General features: G+C 71.7%; 29 protein-coding genes. 26 read left to right on the forward strand and 3 right to left on the reverse strand.

All coding sequences use genetic code 11. The annotated features are described in order from the left end of the window. Positions 1-55 precede the first annotated feature (55 nt). Both AB0J55_RS19060 and AB0J55_RS19065 read left to right on the forward strand, forming a co-directional pair. Entirely contained in the window at positions 56-373 is a 318-nt protein-coding gene (locus AB0J55_RS19060) for a PTS glucose/sucrose transporter subunit IIB (RefSeq protein WP_364249633.1), read from the forward strand. Further along, positions 370-825, forward strand: coding sequence for a PTS glucose transporter subunit IIA (locus tag AB0J55_RS19065; protein ID WP_364249636.1), 456 nt, complete (start codon positions 370-372; stop codon positions 823-825). The genes AB0J55_RS19060 and AB0J55_RS19065 overlap by 4 nt, the downstream gene beginning before the upstream one ends. Positions 826-895: 70 nt before the next feature. Here AB0J55_RS19065 and AB0J55_RS19070 read toward each other — a convergent pair whose 3' ends face one another. Continuing rightward, positions 896-1,333 (reverse strand): Rieske (2Fe-2S) protein, encoded by a 438-nt coding sequence (locus AB0J55_RS19070; protein WP_364249639.1) that lies wholly within the window; start codon positions 1,331-1,333, stop codon positions 896-898. Between the two features lie 105 nt (positions 1,334-1,438). On the opposite strand from AB0J55_RS19070, the gene AB0J55_RS19075 reads away from it, so the two are divergent. From AB0J55_RS19075 to AB0J55_RS19115, 9 genes are all read left to right on the forward strand, one after another. Continuing rightward, a complete protein-coding gene (locus AB0J55_RS19075) occupies positions 1,439-1,807 on the forward strand; it encodes a hypothetical protein (RefSeq protein WP_364249641.1) in 369 nt (122 codons plus the stop codon). A 4-nt stretch (positions 1,808-1,811) separates the two neighbouring features. Further along, a complete protein-coding gene (locus AB0J55_RS19080; protein ID WP_364249644.1) occupies positions 1,812-2,324 on the forward strand; it encodes a sigma-70 family RNA polymerase sigma factor in 513 nt (170 codons plus the stop codon). After that, the gene (locus AB0J55_RS19085; RefSeq protein ID WP_364249647.1) at positions 2,321-2,962 is read left to right on the forward strand and encodes a zf-HC2 domain-containing protein; all 642 of its coding nucleotides are present in this window, start codon (positions 2,321-2,323) and stop codon (positions 2,960-2,962) included. The genes AB0J55_RS19080 and AB0J55_RS19085 overlap by 4 nt, the downstream gene beginning before the upstream one ends. Positions 2,963-3,690: 728 nt before the next feature. Next, positions 3,691-4,878, forward strand: a complete 1,188-nt coding sequence (gene aroC / locus AB0J55_RS19090; RefSeq protein WP_364249650.1) for a chorismate synthase — start codon at positions 3,691-3,693, stop codon at positions 4,876-4,878. Beyond that, positions 4,875-5,399, forward strand: a complete 525-nt coding sequence (locus AB0J55_RS19095; protein ID WP_364249653.1) for a shikimate kinase — start codon at positions 4,875-4,877, stop codon at positions 5,397-5,399. The genes aroC and AB0J55_RS19095 overlap by 4 nt, the downstream gene beginning before the upstream one ends. 8 nt (positions 5,400-5,407) lie before the next feature. Further along, positions 5,408-6,517, forward strand: a complete 1,110-nt coding sequence (gene aroB, locus AB0J55_RS19100; RefSeq protein WP_364249656.1) for a 3-dehydroquinate synthase — start codon at positions 5,408-5,410, stop codon at positions 6,515-6,517. After that, positions 6,514-6,945 carry a type II 3-dehydroquinate dehydratase gene (aroQ, locus tag AB0J55_RS19105; protein WP_364249659.1) on the forward strand — a complete coding sequence of 144 codons (432 nt, stop codon included), beginning with the start codon at positions 6,514-6,516 and terminating at the stop codon, positions 6,943-6,945. The genes aroB and aroQ overlap by 4 nt, the downstream gene beginning before the upstream one ends. Continuing rightward, complete coding sequence (locus tag AB0J55_RS19110; protein WP_364249662.1) at positions 6,942-7,847, forward strand: GNAT family N-acetyltransferase; 906 nt, start codon at positions 6,942-6,944, stop codon at positions 7,845-7,847. Before aroQ ends, AB0J55_RS19110 begins: the two co-directional genes overlap by 4 nt. A 214-nt stretch (positions 7,848-8,061) precedes the next feature. Beyond that, positions 8,062-9,540 carry a beta-xylosidase gene (locus AB0J55_RS19115; protein WP_364249665.1) on the forward strand — a complete coding sequence of 493 codons (1,479 nt, stop codon included), beginning with the start codon at positions 8,062-8,064 and terminating at the stop codon, positions 9,538-9,540. A 178-nt stretch (positions 9,541-9,718) separates the two neighbouring features. Here the strand turns inward: AB0J55_RS19115 and AB0J55_RS19120 are convergent, their stop codons facing one another. Further along, on the reverse strand, positions 9,719-10,138 hold the full coding sequence (locus tag AB0J55_RS19120) for a B-4DMT family transporter (protein WP_364249668.1): 420 nt from the start codon (positions 10,136-10,138) through the stop codon (positions 9,719-9,721). Between the two features lie 63 nt (positions 10,139-10,201). Between AB0J55_RS19120 and AB0J55_RS19125 the strand changes: the two genes are divergently transcribed. The 3 genes from AB0J55_RS19125 to nusB are packed head-to-tail and all read left to right on the forward strand — an operon-like array spanning position 10,202 to position 12,355. Next, positions 10,202-11,290, forward strand: a complete 1,089-nt coding sequence (locus tag AB0J55_RS19125) for an aminopeptidase P family protein (RefSeq protein WP_364249671.1) — start codon at positions 10,202-10,204, stop codon at positions 11,288-11,290. A 46-nt stretch (positions 11,291-11,336) separates the two neighbouring features. Then, complete coding sequence (gene efp, locus AB0J55_RS19130) at positions 11,337-11,900, forward strand: elongation factor P (RefSeq protein WP_176176226.1); 564 nt, start codon at positions 11,337-11,339, stop codon at positions 11,898-11,900. Beyond that, positions 11,900-12,355 (forward strand): transcription antitermination factor NusB, encoded by a 456-nt coding sequence (nusB, locus tag AB0J55_RS19135; RefSeq protein WP_364249674.1) that lies wholly within the window; start codon positions 11,900-11,902, stop codon positions 12,353-12,355. The genes efp and nusB overlap by 1 nt, the downstream gene beginning before the upstream one ends. Positions 12,356-12,459: 104 nt before the next feature. Here the strand turns inward: nusB and AB0J55_RS19140 are convergent, their stop codons facing one another. Continuing rightward, positions 12,460-12,948 (reverse strand): helix-turn-helix domain-containing protein, encoded by a 489-nt coding sequence (locus AB0J55_RS19140; RefSeq protein WP_003096372.1) that lies wholly within the window; start codon positions 12,946-12,948, stop codon positions 12,460-12,462. 248 nt (positions 12,949-13,196) lie between these two features. On the opposite strand from AB0J55_RS19140, the gene pyrR reads away from it, so the two are divergent. The 12 genes from pyrR (at position 13,197) to metK (ending at position 25,629) form a co-directional block, all read left to right on the forward strand. Further along, positions 13,197-13,796 carry a bifunctional pyr operon transcriptional regulator/uracil phosphoribosyltransferase PyrR gene (pyrR, locus tag AB0J55_RS19145; protein ID WP_364249677.1) on the forward strand — a complete coding sequence of 200 codons (600 nt, stop codon included), beginning with the start codon at positions 13,197-13,199 and terminating at the stop codon, positions 13,794-13,796. Then, positions 13,793-14,725: an aspartate carbamoyltransferase catalytic subunit gene (locus tag AB0J55_RS19150; RefSeq protein ID WP_364249680.1), complete on the forward strand. Its 933-nt coding sequence runs from the start codon at positions 13,793-13,795 to the stop codon at positions 14,723-14,725. Before pyrR ends, AB0J55_RS19150 begins: the two co-directional genes overlap by 4 nt. Next, a complete protein-coding gene (locus tag AB0J55_RS19155; RefSeq protein WP_364249683.1) occupies positions 14,722-16,008 on the forward strand; it encodes a dihydroorotase in 1,287 nt (428 codons plus the stop codon). Before AB0J55_RS19150 ends, AB0J55_RS19155 begins: the two co-directional genes overlap by 4 nt. Continuing rightward, positions 16,008-16,502: a transporter gene (locus AB0J55_RS19160; protein WP_364249686.1), complete on the forward strand. Its 495-nt coding sequence runs from the start codon at positions 16,008-16,010 to the stop codon at positions 16,500-16,502. The genes AB0J55_RS19155 and AB0J55_RS19160 overlap by 1 nt, the downstream gene beginning before the upstream one ends. Beyond that, a complete protein-coding gene (gene carA, locus AB0J55_RS19165) occupies positions 16,499-17,620 on the forward strand; it encodes a glutamine-hydrolyzing carbamoyl-phosphate synthase small subunit (protein ID WP_364249689.1) in 1,122 nt (373 codons plus the stop codon). The genes AB0J55_RS19160 and carA overlap by 4 nt, the downstream gene beginning before the upstream one ends. Beyond that, positions 17,620-20,934 (forward strand): carbamoyl-phosphate synthase large subunit, encoded by a 3,315-nt coding sequence (carB, locus tag AB0J55_RS19170; protein WP_364249692.1) that lies wholly within the window; start codon positions 17,620-17,622, stop codon positions 20,932-20,934. The genes carA and carB overlap by 1 nt, the downstream gene beginning before the upstream one ends. After that, positions 20,931-21,779, forward strand: coding sequence for an orotidine-5'-phosphate decarboxylase (gene pyrF / locus AB0J55_RS19175; protein WP_364249695.1), 849 nt, complete (start codon positions 20,931-20,933; stop codon positions 21,777-21,779). The genes carB and pyrF overlap by 4 nt, the downstream gene beginning before the upstream one ends. 107 nt (positions 21,780-21,886) lie before the next feature. Continuing rightward, a complete protein-coding gene (gene mihF, locus AB0J55_RS19180) occupies positions 21,887-22,204 on the forward strand; it encodes an integration host factor, actinobacterial type (RefSeq protein WP_013224622.1) in 318 nt (105 codons plus the stop codon). Then, positions 22,201-22,854 carry a guanylate kinase gene (gmk, locus tag AB0J55_RS19185; protein WP_364249698.1) on the forward strand — a complete coding sequence of 218 codons (654 nt, stop codon included), beginning with the start codon at positions 22,201-22,203 and terminating at the stop codon, positions 22,852-22,854. Before mihF ends, gmk begins: the two co-directional genes overlap by 4 nt. Then, positions 22,851-23,120: a DNA-directed RNA polymerase subunit omega gene (rpoZ, locus tag AB0J55_RS19190; RefSeq protein WP_072480291.1), complete on the forward strand. Its 270-nt coding sequence runs from the start codon at positions 22,851-22,853 to the stop codon at positions 23,118-23,120. Before gmk ends, rpoZ begins: the two co-directional genes overlap by 4 nt. Further along, entirely contained in the window at positions 23,113-24,333 is a 1,221-nt protein-coding gene (gene coaBC / locus AB0J55_RS19195) for a bifunctional phosphopantothenoylcysteine decarboxylase/phosphopantothenate--cysteine ligase CoaBC (RefSeq protein WP_364249701.1), read from the forward strand. The genes rpoZ and coaBC overlap by 8 nt, the downstream gene beginning before the upstream one ends. A 93-nt stretch (positions 24,334-24,426) precedes the next feature. Next, entirely contained in the window at positions 24,427-25,629 is a 1,203-nt protein-coding gene (gene metK, locus AB0J55_RS19200) for a methionine adenosyltransferase (protein WP_364250767.1), read from the forward strand. Positions 25,630-25,789: the final 160 nt, after the last annotated feature.

The raw sequence follows: 25,789 nt of genomic DNA on the forward strand, positions 1-25,789 counted from the left end.
GCCGTGCGGACGGGTGTCAACCACCGTTATCCGTTCGTGGCCCGCGGCGGGGTGCATGCCGACGATCGGCGTAGTACAGGTGGACACGCGGTTCGCGTCAGGTTGGGAACAAACAGTGAACAAGGAGACCGCGATGGCGGATGACAGGCCCGAAAAGATCCTCGCGGCACTCGGCGGCGCGGGCAATCTCACCGAGGTCGAGGGCTGCATCACGCGGCTGCGCTGCGAGGTCGAGGACATGAGCCTCGTCGACGAAGCGGCGCTGAAGAAGGCCGGCGCGATGGGCGTGGTGAAGATGGGGTCGACGGCCCTGCAGGTGATCGTCGGGCCGGAGGCGGACACGATCGCCAGCGACATCGAGGACCTGCTGTGAGCCTGGAGATCCTCAGCCCGGTCGCCGGGCGCGTGGTGCCGATCACCGAGGTCCCGGACCCGGTGTTCGCGCAGGCCATGGTGGGCCCGGGCATCGCCGTGCAGCCTTCGGGCGGCCGGTCGGACGCCGTCGCGCCGGTCGACGGCACGGTCGCGACGCTGCACCCGCACGCCTACGTCGTGGCGACCGAGGACGGCAAGGCCGTGCTGGTCCACCTGGGCATCGACACGGTGAAGGAGAAGGGCGAGGGCTTCACACTGCACGTCGTCAAGGGCGAGCAGGTGCGGGCCGGCCAGCCGATCGTCAGCTGGGACCCGGAAGCGGTGACGGCGGCGGGCTACTCGGCCATCGTCCCGGTCGTCGCGCTGGACGCCTCGGCGGACGTCCTGTCCGGTTTGGACGCCGAGCGCGACGTCGCGGCGGCCGGCCCGCTGTTCACCTGGGACGCCTGAACCGCCGCTGTCCCGCGTCGGGCCCTTGGGGACGTTCGTCCGCAAGGGCCCTTCGCGTGCGCCCGGCTCGTCAGCCGGTCACGACCTTCCCGTTCTCGACCTTGACCGGCACGGACGGCAGCGGCTTGTTGGCCGGGCCCTGCTTGACCTCGCCGGTGAGCGCGTTGAACACCGAACCGTGGCACGGGCAGACCAGGTCGGCACCCTTCGGCGCGACCGTGCAGCCCTGGTGGGTGCACACGGCGCTGAACGCGGCGGCGGCCGACTCGGACGTCCGGGCCACGATGACGTCGGAACCGTCCGGGGCCTTGGCGGCCTTCGCCTGACCGACCGGGACGTCGGAAAGCGCGACCAGCGGCGTCCCGGCGGCGATCGGCGCCTGCGCGGTGCCCGACTTGGCGCCCGGCTCGGCCGAGCAGGCGGAGAGCGCGACGGCGCCGACGGCGGCACCGGCGACGGCGGCACCGGTGGACAGGACGGTGCGGCGGGAGTGCAGTTCGGCTGTCATGCCCTTATGAACGAGATCACCCCCGGTTCGGTTCAATTCCCGGTGAACCGGATCGCCCCCTGCTCCGTGTATGTACCGGAGTGGGTGTGGAGTGGAGGAACGATCATGGTGAGTTGGGTTCTGCGCATCGTCGTGGCGGCCGCGCTGCTGGGCTCGGCGGGCGTGCACTACTTCTTGTGGACACAGGACTACCCGGGCATCACCGGCACCCTGTTCCTGCTCGACGCGATCGCCGGGCTGGTGCTGGCCGTAGCGGTCCTGGCCTGGCGGCACTGGCTGCCGGCGCTGGGCGCGTTCGGCTTCGGGGCGCTGACGCTCGGCGCGTACGTGCTGGCCGCGACGGTCGGGTTCATGGGCAACCACGACCAGTTCAACAGCCAGCCGGAGTACTGGGGCGTCATCACGGAGGCGGTCTGCATCGTGGGCGGCCTGGCGCTGCTGTTCGTGAAGGACCGGCGCCGGGTGACGGCCTGAGTTCGTGGGAGAAGTCGCCGAAGAGGCGTTGATGCGCGCGCTGCACGAAGAGCACGCGGCCGCGCTGTGGTCCTACGCCCTGCACCTGACCTCCGGTGACCGGATCCGGGCCGAGGACGTCCTCCAGGAGACGCTGCTGCGGGCCTGGCGGTCGCCGTCGGTGCTGGACCAGTCACAGGGTTCGGCGCGGGCGTGGCTGTTCACGGTGGCCCGGCGGATCGCCATCGACGGCTGGCGCTCGGCGTCGGCCCGGTCGGAGGTGGTCACCGACCGGCCGCCGGAGGGCGCGGTCGCCGACGGCACCGACCGCGCGGTGCAGGGGTGGCTGGTCGCGGAGGCGCTGGCCGAGCTGTCGGAACGGCACCGCGAGGTGCTGGTCCTGTGTTACTTCCAGGGCTATTCAGTGGCGGATGCGGCGCTGCGGCTGGGCGTCGCCGAAGGGACGGTCAAGTCGCGCACGCACTACGCGTTGCGCGCGTTGCGGCTGGTGCTCGAGGAGAGGGGGGTGACCCAGTGAGCGAAGACCCGTTCGCGACGTTCGACGCCGCCTACGTGCTGGGAGCGCTTTCCCCCGAGGACCGGCAGCGTTTCGAGGAGCACCTGCGCACGTGCGACCGCTGCGCGGCTTCGGTGCGCGACCTGGCGGGGCTGCCGGGGCTGCTGGCCAGGGTCGACGCGCCCGCGGTGCCACCGGACCTCGCGCCGCCCCCGCCGGACCTGCTGCCGTCGGTCCTGCGCCGCGTCCGGCGCGGCCGCCGGATCCGGACGGCGGTGACGTCCGCGTCGGCGGCCCTGGCGGTGTCGGCGTGCGTCGCGCTGGCGGTGGTGGCGTCGTCTTCCGTGCCGGCTCCGCCGCCTTCGGTGGCGATGACGGCGCTGGGCGCGTTCCCGGTCCGCGCGGACGCCCGCCTCGACGCCTTCTCGTGGGGCACGCAGGTGGACATGTCGTGCAGCTACACGGGGGACCGCAGCAGCGGCGAGTACATCCTGGTGGCGATTTCCCGTTCCGGGGCGGAAACGCAGCTGGCGACGTGGAAGGCGGTCCCGGACAACACGGCTCGCATCGTGATCGGCACGGCCCTCAAGACCTCGGACCTGACGGCCCTCGAAGTCCGCGCCGGAAACGGCCTCGCCCTCCTCCGCCTGACCCTCTGAAAGGGAGGGAGGGATCCGGGCCGCAGGGGGCCCCGAATCCCTCCCTCCCGCACCCCACCCGCGAGATGCCCCTCCAATCACGCGAGTCGCCCCTCCAATCACGCGAGTCGCCCCTCCAATCACGCGAGTCGACTCCTCGATCACGCGAACCGACCCTTTAGGTACGCGAGCCGACCGTCCGGGCACGCGAATCGACCGTCCGGGCACGCGAGCCGACCCTTTAGGTACGCGAGCCGACCGTCCGGGCACGCGAATCGACCGTCCGGGCACGCGAGCCGACCCTCCAGGTACGCGAGCCGACCGTCCGGGTACGCGAGCCGACCCTCCAGGTACGCGAACCGACCGGCGGGCTCCGCGATCCCGCCCCGAGCCAGCGGTGCCTCCAGCCCTCCGCCACTCCACCCCGCGCGTCCGCACCCCGAAATCCCGCCGCGGACGTCGCCCACAGGAGTGATTCCGGCCCGAAAACGTCGCGAACCCTCCGTTCGCGGAAACCGGTGATTGCCTCGCCCGCCCCGGCCGCAGCACGCTGGATTCATGACCTTCCCGCTCCTCGCGACCACCACCGCGGCAGCCACCGCAGGCTTGCCGAAGTGCGCCCCGATCCCCGATCCCGCCGGCCGCCGTCAGGCCCGCGCCGCTCACCGCCGCCCGGCTGTGCGCCCTCTTCCCCGGCTCGGCATGACCGGAGGCATGCCCCGCACCCCGCCCGTGACAGGATTGAGCCCATGTTGCGCTGGATCACCGCAGGTGAATCGCACGGACCCGCGCTGGCCGCCGTGCTCGAAGGCATGCCCGCCGGGGTTGCCGTCACCACCGCCGACGTCACCGAGCAGCTGGCCCGGCGCCGTCTGGGCTTCGGCCGGAGCCCGCGGATGGGGTTCGAGACCGATCACATCGAGTTCCTCGGCGGCGTTCGCCACGGCCTTACCCAGGGCGGCCCGGTCGCCGTGCAGATCGAGAACGCCGAGTGGCCCAAGTGGGAGCAGGTCATGGCGGCCGACCCGGTCGACCCGCAGGTGCTCGAAGGTCTCGCGCGCAACGAACCGCTCACCCGGCCCCGCCCGGGCCACGCGGACCTGCCCGGCATGCAGAAGTACGGCTTCGACGAGGCCCGTCCCGTCCTGGAGCGCGCCAGCGCCCGCGAGACGGCGTCGCGGACCGCGCTCGGCACCGTCGCCCGGAACTTCCTGAAGCAGCTGCTCGGCGTCGAGATCCTCAGCCACGTCGTCTCGATCGGCGGCGCGGACGCGCCCGAAGGCCCGCTGCCGACCGCGGAAGACCTCGCGGCGATCGACGAAAGCCCGGTGCGCGCGTTCAGCCAGGAGGGCACCGACGCGATGGTCGCGGAGGTCGACGCCGTGCGGAAGGCGGGCGACACCGTCGGCGGCGTGATCGAGGTCCTGGCCTACGGCCTCCCGCCGGGCCTCGGCTCCCACGTCCACTGGGACCGCCGCCTCGACGCGCGGCTGGCCGGCGCCCTGATGGGCGTGCAGGCGATGAAGGGCGTCGAGGTCGGTGACGGCTTCACCACCGCCCGCCGCTGGGGCAGCCAGGCGCACGACGAGATCGACCGCGGCACCGGCCCGGTCGGCGTCACCCGCCGGTCCAACCGCGCGGGCGGGCTGGAGGGCGGCATCACCAACGGCGAGCCGCTGCGCGTGCGCGTGGCCATGAAGCCGATCTCGACCGTCCCCAAAGCACTGTCCACAGTGGACGTCAAGACCGGGGAGCCCGCGGTGGCCATCCACCAGCGGTCCGACGTCTGCGCGGTGCCGCGCGCCGGGGTCGTGCTGGAGTCGGTGGTGGCGCTCGTCCTGGCCGACGCCGCGCTGGAGAAGTTCGGCGGCGACTCGCTCGCCGAGAGCAAGCGCAACGCCGAGGCGTACCTCAAGGCCCTCGAGGAGCGCTGGTGAGCCCTCGCGCGGTGATCGTCGGCCCGCCCGGCTCGGGCAAGAGCACGGTCGGGCCGCTGCTGGCGGCTTCACTCGGCGTCGCGTTCCGGGACAGTGACGACGACATCGTCGCGCGCACCGGGCGCAGCATCTCCGACATCTTCGCCGAGGACGGCGAACCCGCCTTCCGCGCACTGGAAGAAGCGGCGGTCGCCACCGCGCTGGCCGAGCACGACGGCGTGCTCTCCCTCGGCGGCGGCGCCCCGCTCACCCCGGGCACCCGGGCCCGGCTGGCCCGGCACACCGTGGTCTTCCTCAACGTCGGCCTGGCGGCGGGGGTGCAGCGCACCGGGCTGTCCTCCGCGCGGCCGTTGCTGGCCGGGGTGAACCCCCGCGCCACCTTCAAGAAACTGCTCGACGAGCGGGTGCCCGTCTACCGCGAGGTCGCCACCGTCGAGATCGTCACCGACGACCGGTCGCCCGCCGAGATCGTCGCGCACCTCGTGGCGGAGCTCGCCGCTCCCGCCGAAGCCAAGGAGTGAGTTTCCCCGTGTCTGATCCGGTGCGGATCCCGGTCGCCACCGCCCAGCCCTACGACGTCGTGGTCGGGCGCGGCCTGCTCGGCGACCTCACCGAGCACCTGGCCGGCGCCTCGAAGGTCGCGCTGATCCACCCGCCGACGCTGACCGCCACGGCCGAGGCCATCCGCGACGAGCTGAACGCGGCGGGCCTGGACGCGCACCGGGTCGAGATCCCGGACGCCGAGGACGGCAAGTCGCTGACCGTCGCCGGCTTCTGCTGGGAGGTGCTCGGCCGGATCGGGCTGGACCGCCGCGGTGTCGTGGTCGGCCTCGGCGGCGGCGCGGTCACCGACCTCGCCGGGTTCGTCGCGGGCACCTGGATGCGCGGGGTCCGGCTGGTCAACGTGCCGACCACGCTGCTCGGCATGGTCGACGCCTCGGTCGGCGGCAAGACCGGCATCAACACCGAGGCCGGCAAGAACCTCGTCGGGGTGTTCCACGAGCCGAGCGCGGTGTTCGTCGACCTCGCGACGCTGGAGACGCTCCCGCCGAACGAGCTCGTCGCCGGGATGGCCGAGGTCGTGAAGGCCGGCTTCATCGCCGACCCGCGGATCCTCGAGCTGATCGAGGCCGACCCGGCCGCGGCGCTCGACGCGACCGGTGACGTCCTGGCCGAGCTGGTCGAGCGGTCGATCCGGGTGAAAGCCGGCGTGGTGGCCGCCGACCTGCGCGAATCCGACCTGCGGGAGATCCTCAACTACGGCCACACCCTCGGGCACGCCATCGAGCGCCGCGAGCGGTACCGGTGGCGCCACGGCGCCGCGGTCAGCGTCGGCCTGGTGTTCGCCGCCGAGCTGGCGCGGCTGGCCGGCCGGCTCGACGACGCCACGGCCGAACGGCACGCGTCCGTGCTGAAGCTGCTCGGCCTGCCGACGACCTACGACGCCGACGCGCTGCCGCAGCTGCTGGAAACCATGAAGGGCGACAAGAAGACCCGCTCGGGGGCGCTGCGGTTCGTCGTCCTGGACGGCGTCGGCAAGCCCGGCCGGCTCGAAGGGCCGGACCCGGCGCTGCTGGCGGCTGCGTACTCGGCGATCGCGGCGGAGCCGTCCCGCAGCGGCGGGAGCGTGCTGCTGTGAAGGCGTTCGTGTTCAACGGCCCCAACCTCGGCCGGCTCGGCAAGCGCGAGCCGTCGGTCTACGGTTCGACCACCCACGACGACCTCGCGGCGCTGTGCGTCAAGGCCGGCGAGGAGCTGGGGATCGAGGTCGAGGTCCGGCAGACCGACTTCGAGGGCGAGCTGGTCGGCTGGCTGCACGAGGCCGCCGACGGCGGGAACCCGGTGGTCCTCAACGCCGGCGCGTGGACGCACTATTCGATCGCGGTGCGCGACGCCGCGGCGCAGCTGACCGCGCCGCTGATCGAGCTGCACATCTCGAACGTGCACAAGCGGGAGGCGTTCCGGCACCACAGCGTGCTGTCGGACATCGCGACCGCGGTGATCGCGGGTCTCGGCGTGGACGGCTACCCGCTCGCCCTGCGCTGGCTCGCCACCCACGCGGGATGACCCTGCTGGCGACGCCGCGGCTGACGTTGCGGCCGCTGACCGAGCCGGACCGCGAAGCCGTGGTGAAGGTCTTCGCCGACCCGGAGATGAGCCGGTTCTTCGCGGCGGACTTCTCCGACCCGGCCACCGCGGGCGCGATGGTGGACCGCCGCCTCGCCTACCGCGGCCCGGCGGGCCAGGGCCACTGGGTGATCGAGCACGACGGCGAGGTGATCGGCGTCGCGCACCTGCGGCCGTCGTGGGAGCTGCCGGGCGAGGTGCCCGAGCTGGGCTACTACGTCGCGAGCACGCACGCCGGCCGGGGATTCGCGACCGAGGCCGCCCGCGCGCTGCTGGACCACGGGCTCGGCACGCTCGGGCTGCCGGCGGTCTGGGCGCTGGTCCACGAGCGGAACGCGGCGAGCCGCAAGGTGGCCGCCCGCCTGGGCTTCCTGGACGTCGGCAGCGGCGTCCACTACGGCGACCTGCACCGGGTGCTGGTGGCGCTGCCGGCGGTGCACGGGCGGCCGCACCACATCGAGCTGTGGGTGCCGGACCTCGCGGAGGCGGAGCGCAGCTGGGGCTGGCTCCTCGGCGAGCTGGGCTGGCGCGAGTTCCAGCGCTGGCCGGCGGGCATCAGCTGGCGGCTCGGCGGAACGTACCTGGTGGTCGAGGAGTCGCCCGAGCTGAGCGCGCCAGAGCACGACCGCACCCGGCCGGGCCTGAACCACCTGGCGCTGCACGTGGCGACCCGGGCGGAGGTGGACGACCTGGCGGCCAGGGCGGAGAAGCACGGCTGGCGCCCGCTGTTCGCGGACCGGTACCCGCACGCGGGCGGCGCCGCCCACTACGCGGCGTACCTGGAGAACGAGGCCGGGTTCGAGGTCGAGCTGGTCGCGGCGGAAAAACCCGGCATCCGATAGAGCGGCGGAAAGACCCGGCGCCCGCTAGAGCGCGGCGGAAAGACCCGGCGCCCGGTAGAGCTGGGTGGAGGAGGTTGCCGGGCTGTGTGGCGGCACGCCGCGCTCGATCGGGCGTCCCTCGAACAGGAGCGCCGCCGCCCGGACGGGTGGTCTCTCGCTACACTCCGGTGTCGTGCACCCGTTTCGTCGTGGGGGTCGGCGACCCGCTCGTGCCTTGTTCGCCAGCGTTCTGGCGGGCCTCCTCCTCGCAGGCTGCACCCAGGGTTACGCCCAGCCACAGGCGGCGGGAAACCAGCCCGCCATCGCCGGCGGGAAAACCAGCGCGCCGCGGCCCACCGATGTCAAGCTCGCTTCGGGTGACCCCCGGCAGAGTGGTGGCGTGATCGCCGCCGGTGGAGCTGATGCCGTCTACAACTACGGCCCCTCCGTCATGCTCGACCGCGGGCAGACCCGGATGTGGTGGTGCAGCCAGTACGGCGGCGCCGGACCCGCCGGCGACGACATCCTCTACGCCCAGGCGCAGTCGATGGACGGGCCGTTCGCCGGACCCGGCGGCGGGATCCCCGCGGCCGTCTTCTCCGGTGCGCCCGGGCAGTTCGACGGCATGCACACCTGCGACCCGTCCGTGCTGCGCGTCGGCTCGACGTACTACCTGTACTACACCGGCGCCGCCGGGGACCACGCGCTCGGCAACGCGATCGGGCTCGCCACCAGCACCGACGGTCTCCACTGGACGCGGGCCGCGGGCGGGCGGCCGATCCTCGGGCCGTCGCACGACGTGCACCGCGCGAACGTCTACGGGGCCGGCCAGCCCTCCGTCGTCTACCTCGACGGCTGGTTCTACCTGATGTTCACCGACACCACCGGCCGCGCCGCGGGCGCCAACGGCGCCGGGCAGTTCCTGCTCCGCTCGCGCGACCCGGCGTTCGGGTCCGGGGTGCAGGCCCTGGACGTCGGCGGGTTCGTGCCGGTCGCGTCGACGTCGGCGCCGCGGGCCCGGTCGATCGTCGACGGCTTCAGCGCCGACCTGATGTGGGTGGGGGCGCTCGCCGCGTTCGTCGTCGCGCACGAGACCGACGGCGGGACGACGCTCACCTTCTGGACGGCGGACTTCACCGAGCACCCGTTCCAGCCGGTGGTGATCCCGGGACCGTGGAAGGAGGGGCCGGGGCTGGTGCGCCGCGCGGACGGGCACGCGCCGCTGTCGTCGGCCGACCCGTGCGACCGGGTGCCGTTCGACGTCGTGCGCGCGACCACGCTGGGCGGGGCGAACGCGCCGAGCGACCTGCGGCACTTCGGGCTGGACCTGCTGGGCAGCCAGGCGTGCGCGAACCCCGGCCGGGTGGCCGCGACGTTCGACGGCGTGACGGCCCCCTCGCCGGAGCGCACGATGGACCTGGTCCGGGCGGGCGCGCGCGTGCGGGTGGACCGGCGCACGGTGGCGGTGGCCCTGGCCGGCGAAGTGCTGGAGAAGGCACCCCCGGCCCTGGAGACGCTCCCGCTGGCGGCCCGCCTGCGATCGGGCGCGGAGGCGGTGGAGGCCCCGGACCGCGGGTTCGCGTTCGTGCTCGACGACCGGAAGCGCTGGCGCATCCCCGACGGCGGCATCGTGGGCAACAACGCCTCGACGGCCCGCCCGCTCAGCGCGGCCCAGTGGGACGGCTACCCGAAGGGCGCCTCGCTGGTCGGCTGAGTGAGGACGCGGCTCGGCCGAGCAGGTGAGCGCGCCTGGGGATCGACGAATGCGGCAGGCAATGCCCGCGGAGCGGGCAGGCGCGGCCGGGGAAGTGCCCGCGCGGCATGCAGGACCACGCGGAGGCGGCCCGAAGCCCGCGAGCATCGCAAAGGCCCGCCGCGGTGAGCGCCGCGAACTACCCCCGCGGTTCCTCGCCCGATCCCTCCGACCGCCCCAGCCGGCCGCCGACGAACAACCCGAGCCCCGCGGGGATCAGGACCAGCAGCGCCGAGAACGCCGCCCCGCCGGTCAACGCGCCCCCGAGCTCGGACACGCCCGTCTGGTCCACGAACACCGCCCGGCCGATCACGTACAGGATCCCCGCCACCGGGCCCGCGATCAGCGCCGCGATGAACCACACCCGCCCGCGGTCCGGGAGGCCGCGCCACGCGTCCACCGCGCTCCACAGCGCCGCCGCGCCGACCAGGACCGCCAGGGCCAGTGAGATCACCAGCGTCTGGTCCGTCGGGTGGTAGACCGCGTACTTGGCCAGCAACGTGATCGCCGCGCCGTGCAGCACCGCCATCACCAGTCCGCGAATCACCCAGGCGCTCATCCTGCGGAGTGTAGGCGGCCTACTGGCCAGTCACCCGGCCCCCGGGGAACTAAGGTGAACCCCGTGCCCGAGACCCATGGACGACGCCGCGGTGCGCTGCGCCGGCTCCTGACCGGAGCCGGTGTCGACGCGCTGCTGGTCACCGATCTGCTCAACATCCGCTACCTGACCGGCTTCACCGGCTCGAACGCCGCCGTTCTCCTCCACGCCGACGGCGACGCCAAGACGCTCTTCTGCACCGACGGCCGCTACACCACCCAGTCGGCCGCCGAGGTGCCCGACCTCGAAACCGTCGTCGACCGGGCCAGTGCCGCCGCCCTCGTCGCCAAGGCCGCCGGCGACCGCAGGACCTACGGGCGCGTCGGGTTCGAAAGCCAGCACGTCAGCGTCGAGACCTACGAAGCCCTGAAGCGGCAGGTGCCCCTCGAGCGCACCCCGGGCCTGGTCGAGCAGCTGCGCGAGGTCAAGGACGAGGCCGAGATCGAGGCCCTGCGCCAGGCGTGCGCCGCCGCCGACCGGGCGCTGGACGACCTGCTCGCCGCCGGGGGGCTGCGGCCCGGGCGGACCGAGCTGGAAATCGCCCGTGACCTGGAGAACCGGATGCTGGAGCACGGCTCGTCCGCGCCCAGTTTCGCCTCCATCGTCGCCGCCGGTGCGCACTCCGCCATCCCGCACCACCAGCCGACGCACGCCGAACTCAAGCGGGGCGACTTCGTCAAGATGGACTTCGGCGCCACCGTCGACGGCTACCACTCCGACATGACCCGCACCTTCGTCCTCGGTGAGCCCGCGGACTGGCAGCGCGAGGTGTACGACCTCGTGCACACCGCACAGGCGGCGGGCGTCGACGCCGTCGTGCCCGGCGCCGAAGTGTCCGATGTGGACGCCGCCGCGCGGGACGTGATCAAGGGCGCCGGGCACGGCGAGCACTTCGCGCACGGTCTCGGGCACGGCGTCGGCCTGCAGATCCACGAGGCGCCCAGCTTCGCCGCGACGGGCGTCGGTACACTGGCCGCCGGTATGGCGGTCACCGTCGAGCCCGGCGTGTACCTCGCGGGGCGCGGTGGCGTGCGCATCGAGGACACGCTCGTCGTGCGGGCTGGGGAGCCCGAACTCCTCACCCTGAGCACCAAGAACCTCGTGGTCGTCTGACGGCGGCCCCGAACACCGGAAGATCGACACAGGAGACTGCAAGCTCGTGGCCACGACCAACGACCTGAAGAACGGGCTCGTCCTCAACCTGGACGGCCAGCTCTGGACCGTCACCGCGTTCCAGCACGTCAAGCCGGGCAAGGGCGGCGCCTTCGTGCGCACCACGCTCAAGCACGTGCTCACCGGCAAGGTGGTCGACAAGACGTTCAACGCGGGCACGAAGGTCGACACGGCCACGGTGGACCGCCGGAACATGACCTACCTCTACAAGGAGGGTCAGGACTTCGTGTTCATGGACGGTGACACCTACGACCAGATCACCGTCCCGGCCGAGGTCGTCGGCGACAACGCCAACTACATGCTCGAGAACACCGAGGTCCAGGTCGCGGTGCACGAGAACGAGCCGCTGTACGTCGAGCTGCCGACGTCGGTCGAGCTGGTCGTCCAGCACACCGACCCGGGCCTGCAGGGCGACCGGTCCACCGGCGGCACCAAGCCGGCGACGCTGGAGACCGGCGCGGAGATCCAGGTCCCGCTGTTCCTGTCCACCGGCGAGAAGATCAAGGTCGACACCCGCGACGGCCGTTACCTGGGCCGCGTCTCCAGCTGATGCCGACGTCGAAACCCCACCCGAACCGCGGCGGCGCGATCAGCCGCAGGCAGGCGCGCCGTCGCGCGGTGGAAATGCTGTACGAGGCTGTGCAGCGCGACACCGACGCGGTGACGCTGCTGGCCGACCGCGTCGGCGCGACCGAGGTCGACCCGATCGCGGACTACACGATCAGCCTGGTCGAGGGCGTGACGGCCCGGAAGGCGCAGATCGACGAGCTGCTGGCCGAGCACGCGCAGGGCTGGACCCTGGAGCGGATGCCGAAGGTCGACCTCGCGGTGCTGCGGGTCGGGGTCTACGAGCTGCTCTGGGCCGAGGACGTGCCGGACCCGGTCGCGATCGACGAGGCCGTCGGCCTGGCGAAGGAACTGTCCACGGACGACTCGCCGCGGTTCGTCAACGGCGTCCTGGGCCGGATCGGCACGATCGCCGACCGCCTCCGCGCGGTGCTGTAGAACGAAGATCCACCCGGGTGCTGCGAGGCCCCCCGACGAGTCAGTGAGCGTCTCCGGTGCCCCACCGGGGAACGCTCACCTCGTCGGTGCAGCACATCGGGCGATCAGTCCTCCTTGGAAGGACGCGCCTCCGGGGGGAGCACACCCCAGTCGATGAGCTGCTCGGTCAGCTCGCCCGGGGTCATGTCGTAGATGATCGCCAGGGACCGCAGGTCCTCGGTGCGGATCGAGAGCACCTTGCCGTTGTAGTCGCCGCGCTGGCTCTGGATCGTCGCCGCGTAGCGGGCCAGCGGGCCCACCTTTTCGGCCGGCAGCTGCTGCAGGCGCTCCAGGTTGATCACGATCTTGGTGGCGGGCTCGGCACCGGAGGGGACCCGGCCCTCGGGCAGCAGCTCGACCACCGGCACACCGTAGAAGTCGGCCAGCTCGGCCAGCTTCTGGACGGTGACGGCGCGGTCGCCACGCTCGTACGAGCCGACGACGACGGCCTTCCAGCGCCCACCGGACTTCTGCTCGACCCCGTGCAGGGACAGGCCCTGCTGCTGGCGGATCCCGCGGAGCTTGGCCCCGAGCGCCTTGGCGTAATCGCCCATCTGGTCGTTCTCCGTTCTTCACCCCCTCCCGGTCGGGGTGACCGGGCCGGGGGACTCGCTGAGTCGAATACTCAGAGTAATGGTTACGCATTGTTGTCACCAGGTCAAGCAGAAGCTTGCCGCGAATCACGCCACACCACCCGGAAGACTGAGCAAAGTGCCTGCTACTGTCGGTGCGAAAGCCCCGACCAGCAGGGGAACAGACGTCCTTTAAGGACCCGTCCGGTGAGGCGGGGAAGGAGTCCGGTTTGTCGTCACGCCCGCGTGACGCGGCTGGTTCGGCCGGGGAGCGCGAGCTCCTGACGGCCGGCGATGTCGCGCGCACGATCGCCCGAATGGCCCATCAGGTCATCGAAAAGACCGCGAACGGTGCGGAGAGCACTACCCCGCCCGTGTTGCTCGGGATCCCCAGCCGCGGCACGCCCCTGGCCGTCCGCCTGGCCGACAAGATCGGCGAGTTCTCCGGGGTCCGCCCGCCCACCGGCGCCCTCGACGTCACCCTCTACCGGGACGACCTCCGCCGCCGCCCGCCGCGCGCGCTCGAACAGACGCAGCTGCCGCCCGACGGCATCGACGACCGCGTCGTGATCCTGGTGGACGACGTCCTCTTCTCCGGCCGGACCATCCGGGCCGCGCTCGATGCCCTGCGTGATCACGGCCGTCCCCGCGCGGTGCAGCTGGCCGTCCTGGTCGACCGCGGTCACCGCGAGCTGCCGATCCGCGCCGACTACGTGGGCAAGAACGTGCCGACCGCGCGCGCCGAGGGCGTGTCCGTCCTGCTGGCCGAGATCGACGGCCGCGACGCCGTCCTGCTGCGACCCGCGGAAGCCCCTGGAGAGGACTCGTGAAGCACCTGCTCGCCACCGACGGCCTGGACCCGGCGGTCGCCACGGCCGTGCTCGACACCGCCGACGAGCTCAAGCACACGCTGCTCGGCCGCGAGGTCAAGAAGCTGCCGACGCTGCGCGGCCGCACGGTGATCACCCTGTTCTACGAGAACTCGACCCGCACCCGGGTGTCGTTCGAGATCGCCGGCAAGTGGATGAGCGCGGACGTGATCAACGTCTCGGCCTCCAGTTCCTCGGTGAACAAGGGGGAGTCGCTGCGGGACACGGCCCTGACGCTGGCCGCCGCGGGCGCCGACTGCGTGATCGTCCGGCACCCGGCCAGCGGCGCCGCCCAGCGCCTCGCCGGCTGGCTGGCCGGGCCGGGCACCTCGGTGGTCAACGCCGGCGACGGCACCCACGAGCACCCGACGCAGGCCCTGCTCGACGCGGCCACGCTGCGGGAGCGCCTCGGGTCCCTCAAGGACCGCCGGATCGCCATCGTCGGGGACGTCCTGCACAGCCGGGTCGCCCGCTCGAACATCCACCTGCTCTCGGCCCTCGGCGCGGAGTTGGTGCTGGTCGCGCCGCCGACGTTGCTGCCTTACGGCGTGGAAAGCCTTCCGGTGACCGTTTCGCACGACCTGGACGCCGAGCTGCCCGCGGTCGACGCCGTGATGATGCTGCGCGTCCAAGCCGAACGGATGCACGGAGGTTTCTTCCCCTCCGCCCGGGAGTACTCCATCGCGTACGGCCTCTCGGAACGGCGGCAGAAGCTGCTGCCGGACCACGCGGTCGTGCTGCACCCCGGCCCGATGCTGCGCGGGATGGAGATCGCGTCCGCGGTCGCCGACTCCCCGGCCTCGGCCATCACCGAACAGGTCCGCAACGGCGTCCACGTCCGGATGGCGGTCCTCTACCACCTCCTGGCCAGCGAAGGAGCCGCCGCGTGAGCACCGTGATCCAGGGCGCCCGCCCCTACGGCGAGGGTGACCCGGTCGACGTCCTGATCGAGGACGGCGTGATCACCGCGATCGGCGCCTTCGACGTCCCGGAAGACGCTTCGGTCGTCGAAGCCGCCGGTCAGGTGTTGCTGCCGGGCTTCGTCGACCTGCACACCCACCTGCGCGAACCCGGCCGCGAGGACACCGAGACCATCGACACCGGCTCGGCCGCGGCGGCGCTCGGCGGGTACACCGCGGTGTTCGCCATGGCCAACACCGACCCGGTCGCCGACAACGCCGTGATCGTCGACCACGTCTGGCGGCGCGGCCAGGAGGTCGGCCTGGTCGACGTCCACCCGGTTGGCGCGGTCACCGTCGGGCTCAAGGGCGAGAAGCTCGCCGAGCTGGGCACGATGGCGAACTCGCAGGCGCGGGTGAAGGTGTTCTCCGACGACGGCCTCTGCGTCGCCGACCCGCTGCTGATGCGCCGCGCGCTGGAGTACTCGACCGCGCTCGACGTCGTCATCGCGCAGCACGCCGAGGAGCCGCGGCTGACCGTCGGCGCGCAGGCCCACGAGGGCGAGCGCGCGGCCCGGCTCGGCTACACCGGCTGGCCGGCCGCCGCGGAAGAGTCCATCGTGGCCCGCGACTGCCTCCTCGCGCTGCACGCGAACGCCCGGCTGCACGTCTGCCACGTCTCGACGTCGGGCACGGCGGACGTGCTGCGCTGGGCGAAGGACCGCGGCACGAAGGTGTCGGCGGAGGTCACGCCGCACCACCTGCTCCTCACCGACGAGCGCCTGGCCACCTACGACCCGGTCAACAAGGTGAACCCGCCGCTGCGCACCGAGTCCGACGCCGAAAAGCTGCGGGCCGCCTTGGCTGACGGCACCATCGACTGCGTCGCCACCGACCACGCGCCGCACGCGGTGCAGGACAAGGACACCGAGTGGTCCGCCGCGCGGCCGGGCATGCTCGGGCTGCAGACGGCGCTGTCCATCGTGGCCGAAACCATGGTCCGCACCGGCCTGCTCGACTGGCGCGGCGTCGCCCGCGTCATGAGCGAGCGGCCCGCCGAAATCGGGAACCTGGCCGACCAGGGCCGGCCGATCGAGGTGGGCGAGCCGGCGAACCTGACCCTGGTGGACCCGGACGCCGAGTGGACCGTCCGGGGCGCCGAGCTGGCCAGCATCGCGGCCAACACCCCGTACGAGGGAATGCGGCTGCCCGGCGTGGTGACCGCGACGCTGCTGCGCGGGCGGCTCACCGCGCGGGACGGGAAGATCTGCTGATGGAGCGCTTCTGGCTCGTGCTGGCGATCTTCGCCTTCTTCCTGCTCTGCGTCTGGGGCATGTACGTCGGCTGGCGCCGCAAGTCCCGCTCGCAGAGCGTCCAGGTGCCGCCGTTCCCCGCCATCCCCGGCGACGCCGGCGAGGTGCTGCTGGAGTCCACCGGCGTCTACCTCGCCACGACGTTCGCGGGGGAGTGGCAGAACCGGGTCGTCACCCGCGGCGCGGGGCTGCGCACCGGCGCGGTTTGGCGCCTGCACGGTGAGGGTATCGCCGTCGAACGCGGGGGAGCGCCGGACTTCTGGATCCCGCGGGACGCCGTCACCGGTGTCCGGCGCGACACGAAGATCGCCGGGAAGGTGATGGGCACGGACGCGCTGCTGGTCGTCACCTGGCGGCTCGGCGAAACCGAGCTCGACACCGGCTTCCGCGGCGACGACCTCGATGACTATCCACAGTGGATCGAACAGCTCAAGATCAAGGGAGGTGCCCAGTGAACGCGCGCGCTCAGGCCGCACTGGTACTCGAAGACGGCCGGGTGTTCCGCGGCGCTGCCTACGGCGCGCAGGGGCGAACCCTCGGCGAGGCGGTGTTCTGCACCGGCATGACCGGTTACCAGGAAACGCTGACGGACCCGTCCTACCACGGGCAGATCGTGGTGCAGACCGCGCCGCAGATCGGCAACACCGGCTGGAACGACGAGGACGACGAATCCTCGAAGATCTGGGTCAACGGCTACGTGGTGCGCGACCCCGCGCGCACGCCGTCCAACTGGCGCTCCAAGCGCTCGCTCGACGAAGAGCTGGTGCGCCAGGGCATCGTCGGCATCGCCGAGGTCGACACCCGCTCGCTGACCAGGCACCTGCGCGAGGTCGGCGCGATGCGCGCCGGGGTGTTCTCCGGCGACGCGCTGGGCACCGTCGACGACATGGTCGCTTCGGTCCTGGACAGCCCGAAGATGGAGGGCGCGGACCTGGCGGGCCAGGTGTCGACGCCGAAGCCGTACGTGGTCTCGCCGGACGGTGAGGTTCGCTTCCGCGTGGCGGCGCTGGACCTGGGCATCAAGTCCAACACCCCGCGCCAGATGATCAAGCGCGGCATCGAGGTGCACGTGCTGCCCTCGTCCGCTTCGCTGGAAGACGTGCTGGCGATCGAGCCGGACGGCGTGTTCCTGTCCAACGGCCCGGGCGACCCGGCGACGACGACGCACGCGACCGAGCTGACCAAGCAGGTCCTCGGCCGCGAAATCCCGCTGTTCGGCATCTGCTTCGGCAACCAGGTCCTGGGCCGCGCCCTGGGCCTGGGGACGTACAAGATGCGCTACGGCCACCGCGGCATCAACATCCCGGTGATCGACGTGGCGACTCGATCCGTGGCCATCACGGCCCAGAACCACGGTTTCGCCCTCGAAGGCGAACCGGGCCAGCGCTTCGAGTCCCCGTTCGGGGCGGCGCAGATCAGCCACTACTGCCCGAACGACGACACGGTGGAGGGCGTGCGGGCGCTGGACGTCCCGGCGTTCTCGGTCCAGTACCACCCCGAAGCCGCGGCCGGCCCGCACGACGCGGCCCCCCTGTTCGACGAATTCGTTTCGCTCATGGAGAAGAAGGCCTGATGCCGAAGAGGACGGACATCCAGCACGTGCTGGTGATCGGCTCCGGGCCGATCGTGATCGGGCAGGCCGCGGAGTTCGACTACTCCGGTACCCAGGCCTGCCGGGTGCTGCGCAGCGAAGGCCTGCGCGTCTCCCTGGTGAACTCGAACCCGGCCACCATCATGACCGACCCCGAGTTCGCCGACGCCACCTACATCGAGCCGGTCACCCCCGACTTCGTCGAGAAAGTCATCGCCGAAGAGCGCCCCGACGCGCTGCTGGCGACCCTCGGCGGGCAGACCGCGCTCAACTGCGCCGTCGCGCTGCACGAGCGTGGGGTGCTCGACAAGTACGGCGTCGAGCTGATCGGCGCCGACATCGACGCCATCCAGCGCGGTGAGGACCGGCAGAAGTTCAAGGACATCGTCCGCACGGTCGGCGCCGACGTCCCGCGCTCCCGCGTCTGCCACGACATGGACGAAGTGCGCGAGACCGTCAAGGAACTCGGCCTGCCGGTCGTCATCCGGCCGTCGTTCACCATGGGCGGGCTCGGTTCCGGCATGGCGCACACGCCCGAGGACCTCGAGCGGCTCGCCTCCACCGGGCTCGCCGAATCGCCGGTCACCGAGGTGCTCATCGAGGAGAGCGTGCTCGGCTGGAAGGAGTACGAGCTCGAGCTGATGCGCGACAAGCACGACAACGTCGTGGTCGTCTGCTCGATCGAGAACATCGACGCGATGGGCGTGCACACCGGCGACTCGGTCACCGTCGCGCCGACCATGACCCTCACCGACCGCGAGTACCAGGTGATGCGGGACGTCGGCATCGCCGTCCTGCGTGAGGTGGGCGTCGACACCGGCGGCTGCAACATCCAGTTCGCGATCAACCCGGCCGACGGCCGGATGGTCGTCATCGAGATGAACCCGCGCGTGTCCCGCAGCTCTGCGCTGGCCAGTAAGGCCACCGGCTTCCCGATCGCCAAGATCGCCGCGAAGCTCGCCATCGGCTACACCCTCGACGAAATCCAGAACGACATCACCGGCGAGACGCCGGCCGCGTTCGAGCCCACTTTGGACTACGTCGTCGTCAAGATGCCGCGGTTCGCCTTCGAGAAGTTCCCCGGCGCGGACCCGACGCTGACCACGACGATGAAGAGCGTCGGCGAGGCCATGTCGTTCGGCCGCAGCTTCCCCGAGGCGCTCGGCAAGGTGATGCGGTCGATCGAGACCAAGGCGACCGGCTTCTGGACGCTGCCCGATCCCGAGGGCGTCACGCTGGAGTCCACTTTGGACGATCTGCGCAACCCGCACGAGGGCCGGCTGTACGAAGTGGAGCGTGCCCTGCGGCTCGGCGCCAGCGTCGAGCAGGTCCACGAAGCGAGTGGCATCGACCCGTGGTTCATCGACCAGATCGCCTACATCGGCGAGGTCGGCGCCGAGGTCCGCGACGCGCCCGTCCTCGACGGTGACCTGTTGCGCCGCGCCAAGCGCACGGGCCTGTCCGACCGCCAGATCGCCGCCCTGCGGCCGGAACTGGCCGGCGAGGACGGTGTTCGCACCCTGCGCCACCGCCTCGGCGTGCGGCCGGTGTTCAAGACCGTCGACACCTGCGCGGCCGAGTTCGCGGCCAAGACGCCTTACCACTACTCGGCTTACGAGTCCGACCCCGAAGCCCAGTCCGAAGTGACCGTTCAGTCCGACAAGCCGAAGGTGCTCATCCTCGGCTCCGGCCCCAACCGGATCGGGCAGGGCATCGAGTTCGACTACTCCTGCGTGCACGCGGCGATCGCGTTGCGGGAAGCCGGTTTCGAGGCCGTCATGGTCAACTGCAACCCGGAAACCGTGTCCACCGACTACGACACGTCCGACCGGCTGTACTTCGAGCCACTGTCCTTCGAGGACGTCCTCGAGGTCGTGCACGCCGAGCAGGCGTCCGGCACGGTCGCCGGCGTCATCGTCCAGCTCGGCGGCCAGACCCCGCTGGGCCTGGCGAAGAAGCTCGCCGACGCCGGTGTCCCGGTGGTCGGGACGCCGCCGGAGGCCATCCACCTGGCCGAGGACCGCGGCGCGTTCGGCGAGGTCCTCACCGACGCCGGCCTGCCCGCCCCGCGCTACGGCACGGCAACCTCCTTCGAGGGCGCCAAGCGGATCGCCGACGAGATCGGCTACCCGGTCCTCGTCCGGCCGTCCTACGTCCTCGGCGGCCGCGGCATGGAGATCGTCTACGACGAGGAAACGCTGGCCGGCTACATCCGCCGCGCCACCGAGGTCACCCCGGAGCACCCGGTGCTCGTCGACCGGTTCCTCGACGACGCCATCGAGATCGACGTCGACGCGCTGTTCGACGGCGAGGAGCTGTATCTCGGCGGTGTCATGGAGCACATCGAAGAGGCCGGGATCCACTCCGGTGACTCCTCGTGCGCGCTGCCGCCGATCACGCTCGGCCACACCGACCTGCAGGCCGTCCGCCGCTCCACCGAGGCGATCGCCCGCGGCGTGGGCGTGCGCGGGCTCCTGAACGTCCAGTACGCGCTCAAGGACGACGTCCTGTACGTCCTGGAGGCCAACCCGCGCGCGTCGCGGACGGTGCCGTTCGTGTCCAAGGCGACGGCCGTGCCGCTGGCCAAGGCCGCGGCGCTGATCATGACCGGCTCGACGATCAAGGACCTGCGCGAGAGCGGCGTCCTGCCGGCCGAGGGCGACGGCGGGCAGATGCCGGCCGACTCGCCGGTCGCGGTGAAGGAGGCCGTGCTGCCCTTCCACCGCTTCCGGACCCCCGAAGGCCACGGCGTCGACTCGCTGCTGGGCCCGGAGATGAAGTCCACCGGCGAGGTCATGGGCGTCGACGTCGACTTCGGCAAGGCGTTCGCCAAGTCGCAGAGCGGCGCGTACGGCTCGCTGCCGACGTCCGGGCGGGTGTTCGTCTCGGTGGCCAACCGCGACAAGCGTTCGCTGGTGTTCCCGGTGAAGCGGCTGGCGGACCTCGGCTTCGAAATCCTGGCCACCTCCGGCACCGCGGAAGTGCTGCGGCGCAACGGGATCGCCTGCACCGTGGTGCGCAAGCACTACGAGGGTTCCACCGAAGCCGAGCCGAACATCGTGGACGTCATCCTGAACGGCGATGTCGACATGGTGATCAACACGCCCTACGGGAACAGCGGTCCGCGCGTCGACGGCTACGAAATCCGCACCGCGGCCGTGTCCCGGGACATCCCGTGCGTGACGACCGTGCAGGGCGCCGCGGCGGCCGTGCACGGCATCGAGGCGCTGATCCGCGGGGACATCGGCGTCCGGTCGCTGCAGGAGCTCCAAGCGGCCCTGAAGGCGAAGGCGTGAGCGGGGGAGAGCGGTTCGGGGCGCGGCTGGCCAAGGCCGTCGCGGCCCGCGGCCCGCTGTGCGCCGGGATCGACCCCCACCCGGGCCTGATCGAGGCGTGGGGGCTCCCGGTGGACGTCTCGGGCCTGGAACGGTTCGCGCTGTCCGCCACGGAGGTCCTGGCGGCCCGCGCAGCCGTCGTGAAGCCGCAGTCGGCGTTCTTCGAAAGTTTCGGAGCCGCCGGTGTCGCGGTGCTGGAACGGGTGGTCGAGACCGCCCGGGACGCCGGGGCCCTGGTGCTGCTGGACGTCAAGCGCGGCGACATCGGCTCCACGATGGCGGCCTACACCGCCGCGTACGTGGGCGACGGCGCGGCCATCGCGGCCGACGCCATCACCGTGTCGCCGTACCTCGGCTTCGGCTCGCTGGACGCCTGCGCCGCCACGGCCGCCTCGGCGGGCCGCGGCATCTTCGTGCTTGCCCGGACTTCGAACCCGGAAGCGGGCGAGGTGCAGAACGCGAAGCTGCCCGACGGGCGCACGGTCGCGCAGTCGATCGTCGACGCCGCGGCGGCGCTCAACGCAGGCGCGGAACCGTTCGGCGATGTGGGTGTCGTCGTCGGGGCCACCGTTCCGCCCGGGGAGCTCGACCTCTCGCGGCTGAACGGTCCGGTGCTGGCCCCCGGTTTCGGCGCCCAGGGAGCCACTGTGGCCGATTTGCGAGCGGTTTTCGGCCCGTCCCTGCCGGGTGTGCTGCCCGCATCGTCCCGGGACATCCTGAAGCACGGTCCGGAGCAACGGGCTTTGCGCCAAGCGGTCGAACGGGTCGCCGAACTGCTGGCCGACCCGCAGGAAAACGGCCAATAGCAGGGCCCGGAACTGGCCCCCACCAGGCACCCCCGCATTGTGGCCGGTGCTCACGGGTGGGTACCGTCGCGTCACCCACCCAGTTTTGAGAACTACCGGAGGAAAACGTGGCACTTCCCCAGCTGACAGAGGAACAGCGCGCTGCGGCGCTGGAGAAGGCCGCCGCCGCTCGCAAGATCCGTGCTGAGCTGAAGGAGCGGCTGAAGCGGGGCGGTACCACTCTGGTCGACGTGCTGAAGCAGGCCGAGGAGAACGAAGTCCTCGGCAAGATGAAGGTTTCGGCTCTGCTCGAGGCCCTCCCGGGCGTCGGCAAGGTCCGCGCGCAGCAGACCATGGAACGACTGGAGATCGCCCCCAGCCGTCGCCTTCGTGGCCTCGGCGACCGGCAGCGCAAGGCGCTGCTGGCCGAGTTCAGCGGCGAGTGAACGGCGCCGGTCGTGACTACCCGGTGAACCCGGGTTCCGACCGCGGTGGTGAGCCGGTGGCGGGGGACTTCCCCCGGCACCGGCTCACCGTCGTATCGGGGCCTTCGGGAGTCGGGAAGTCGAGTGTGGTGGGTGAGCTGAGGAAGCTGGAGCCCGACGTCTGGTTCAGCGTTTCGGTCACCACGCGGAAGCCGCGTCCCGGCGAAGTCGACGGGGCGCACTACCACTTCGTCGACCGCGCGGAGTTCGACGCGATGGTCGCCGACGGCAGGCTGCTGGAGTGGGCCGAGTTCGCGGGCAACCGCTACGGCACCCCGCGCGAGCCGGTCGAGAAGGCCCTCGCCGAGGGCCGCCCGGCCGTCCTGGAGATCGAGCTGCAGGGCGCCCGCCAGGTCCGCGCGGCCATGCCGGAGGCCCGGCTGGTGATGCTGATGCCGCCGTCGTGGGAGGAACTGGTCGGCCGGCTGACCGGCCGCGGCACCGAGAACGAGGCCGCCGTGCAGGCCCGGCTGGCCGAAGCGGAGCGCGAGCTGGCGGCGGCGGGGGAGTTCGACCACCGCCTCGTCAACGCCGACGTGCGGGAGGCGGCCGAGCACTTGCTAAACTTGATTACTGATCAGTCTTCCGAAGATGTGGAGCACCACGAGTGACCAGCCAGGTAGCCTTGACCGAAGAGCTCGAGGGCATCACCAACCCCCCCATCGACGACCTGCTCGAAAAGGTCAGCTCGAAGTACGCGCTGGTGATCTACTCGGCCAAGCGTGCCCGCCAGATCAACGACTACTACGCCCAGCTGGGCGAGGGTCTGCTCGAGTACGTCGGCCCGCTCGTCGAGCCGGGTCCGCGCGAGAAGCCGCTCTCGATCGCGCTGCGCGAGATCCACGGCGGCCTGCTCGAGCACACCGAGGGTGAGTAAACCCCGCGTCGTCCTGGGCGTGGGCGGCGGCATCGCCGCCTACAAGGCCTGTGAGGTGCTGCGCGGGCTGACCGAGTCCGGTCACGACGTCCGCGTGGTCCCCACCGAAGCCGCGCTGAACTTCGTCGGCGCGGCCACCTTCGAAGCCCTCTCCGGCCACCCGGTGCACACCGGCGTGTTCACCGAGGTGCCCGAGGTCCAGCACGTCCGCGTCGGCAAGGAAGCCGATCTCGTCCTGGTCGTCCCGGCGACGGCGAACCTGCTCGCCAAGGCCGCCCACGGCCTCGCCGACGACCTGCTGACCAACACCCTGCTCACCGCCCGGTGCCCGGTCGCCTTCTTCCCGGCGATGCACACGGAGATGTGGGAGCACCCGGCCACCCGCGACAACGTGGCCCTGCTGCGCTCGCGCGGGATGATCGTCACCGAACCCGACTCGGGCCGGCTGACCGGCGCCGACACCGGCAAGGGCCGCCTGGCGAACCCGGCCGAGATCGTCGACCTGGCGAAACTGCTGCTGGCCCGCCCCGACGCCCTCCCGCGCGACCTCGAAGGCGTCCGCGTGGTGATCTCGGCGGGCGGCACCCGCGAGCCGCTGGACCCCGTCCGCTACCTGGGCAACCGCTCGTCCGGCAAGCAGGGTTACGCGCTGGCCCGCGTCGCCGCCCAGCGCGGCGCCGACGTCACCCTGGTCGCCGCGCACACGGTCGCGCTGCCGGACCCGGCGGGCGCGGTGGTCGAGCACGTCTCGACGGCCGAGCAGCTCCGGCAGGCGGTGCATGCGGCGTCCCGGACCGCGGACGTCGTCGTGATGGCCGCCGCCGTCGCCGACTTCCGGCCGGCGAACCGGGCCGAGCACAAGATCAAGAAGTCCGACGACCAGCCGGACCCGGTGATCACCCTCGACCGCAACGCCGACATTCTCGCGGAACTGGTGCAAAACCGGCGTCCCGGGCAGGTCGTCGTGGGATTCGCCGCGGAAACCGGCGACGAACACGGCAGCGTCCTCGACCACGCCCGCGCGAAACTGAAGCGCAAAGGCGCGGATCTGCTGGTCGTGAACGCCGTCGGCGACGGCAAGGCCTTCGGCACCGAGGACAATTCGGGCTGGCTCCTGGGCGCCGATGCCACGGAAAAACCCCTACCTCTCGCGCAGAAAGCTGAACTGGCGTCCACGGTGTGGGACGCTGTTGTGAGCTTCATGAAGCGTTGACCGTCCCTAGAGCGATAGTCAGTACGCTTGCACAGGTAAGGGGTGCCTAAGTTTCCGGGCATCCGACGTCTAGGTGAGGAAGTGACGGCCACCGTGACCGCGTCTAGCAGCAGATTGTTCACCTCGGAGTCGGTGACCGAAGGGCACCCCGACAAGATTTGCGACGCCATCAGCGATTCCATCCTCGACGGCCTGCTGTCGAAGGACCCGCGCAGCCGCGTCGCGGTCGAGACCCTGATCACCACCGGCCAGGTGCACGTGGCCGGCGAGGTGACCACCGAGGCCTACGCCGACATCCCGACGATCGTCCGCGACGTCATCCTCAAGATCGGCTACGACTCCTCCGCCAAGGGCTTCGACGGCAACTCCTGCGGCGTCAACGTCGCCATCGGCTCCCAGTCGCCCGACATCGCGCAGGGCGTCGACACCGCGTACGAGTCGCGGGTCGAGTCGGACGAGGACGAGATCAACCGCCAGGGTGCCGGCGACCAGGGCCTGATGTTCGGCTACGCCTGCTCGGACACCCCCGAGCTGATGCCGCTGCCGATCGCGCTGGCCCACCGGCTGTCCAAGCGGCTGACCGCGGTCCGCAAGGACGGCGTGCTGCCGTACCTGCGCCCGGACGGCAAGACCCAGGTGACCATCGAGTACGCCGGCGACCAGCCGGTCCGCCTCGACACGGTCGTCGTCTCCTCGCAGCACGCCGACGGCATCGACCTGGAGCGGATGCTCAGCGTCGACGTCAAGGAGCACGTCGTCGGCCCGGAGATCGAGAGCCTGGGCATCGACACGTCGAACGCGCGCCTGCTGGTCAACCCGACCGGCCGGTTCGTCATCGGCGGCCCGATGGGCGACGCGGGCCTGACCGGCCGCAAGATCATCGTCGACACCTACGGCGGCATGGCCCGCCACGGCGGTGGCGCGTTCTCCGGCAAGGACCCGTCCAAGGTCGACCGTTCGGCCGCGTACGCGATGCGCTGGGTGGCCAAGAACGTCGTCGCCGCGGGCCTGGCCCAGCGGACCGAGGTGCAGGTCGCGTACGCGATCGGCAAGGCGGCCCCGGTCGGCCTGTTCGTCGAGACGTTCGGCACCGAGACGGTCGACCCGTCGAAGATCCAGCAGGCCATCACCGAGGTCTTCGACCTCCGGCCGGCGGCGATCATCCGCGACCTCGACCTGCTGCGCCCGATCTACGCCCCGACGGCGGCGTACGGCCACTTCGGCCGCCCCGAGCTCGAGCTCCCGTGGGAGAGCACGGCCCGCGCCGAGGCCCTCAAGGCCGCGGCGGGCGCCTGACGCACGATCCGGTGAAGGCCACCCCGGGCGCTGCCCGGGGTGGCCTTCCTCGTGTCCCCGCAATCACCGTGATGCCCCTCCGAACACGCGTGATGCCCCTCCAGTCACGCAAGATGCCTCTCCCGTCACGTTGTCGGTGGGGTCTGGTAGAGATCACGGC

The sequence above is a fragment of the Amycolatopsis sp. NPDC049688 genome (assembly GCF_040674975.1).
Classification (GTDB): Bacteria; Actinomycetota; Actinomycetes; order Mycobacteriales; family Pseudonocardiaceae; genus Amycolatopsis.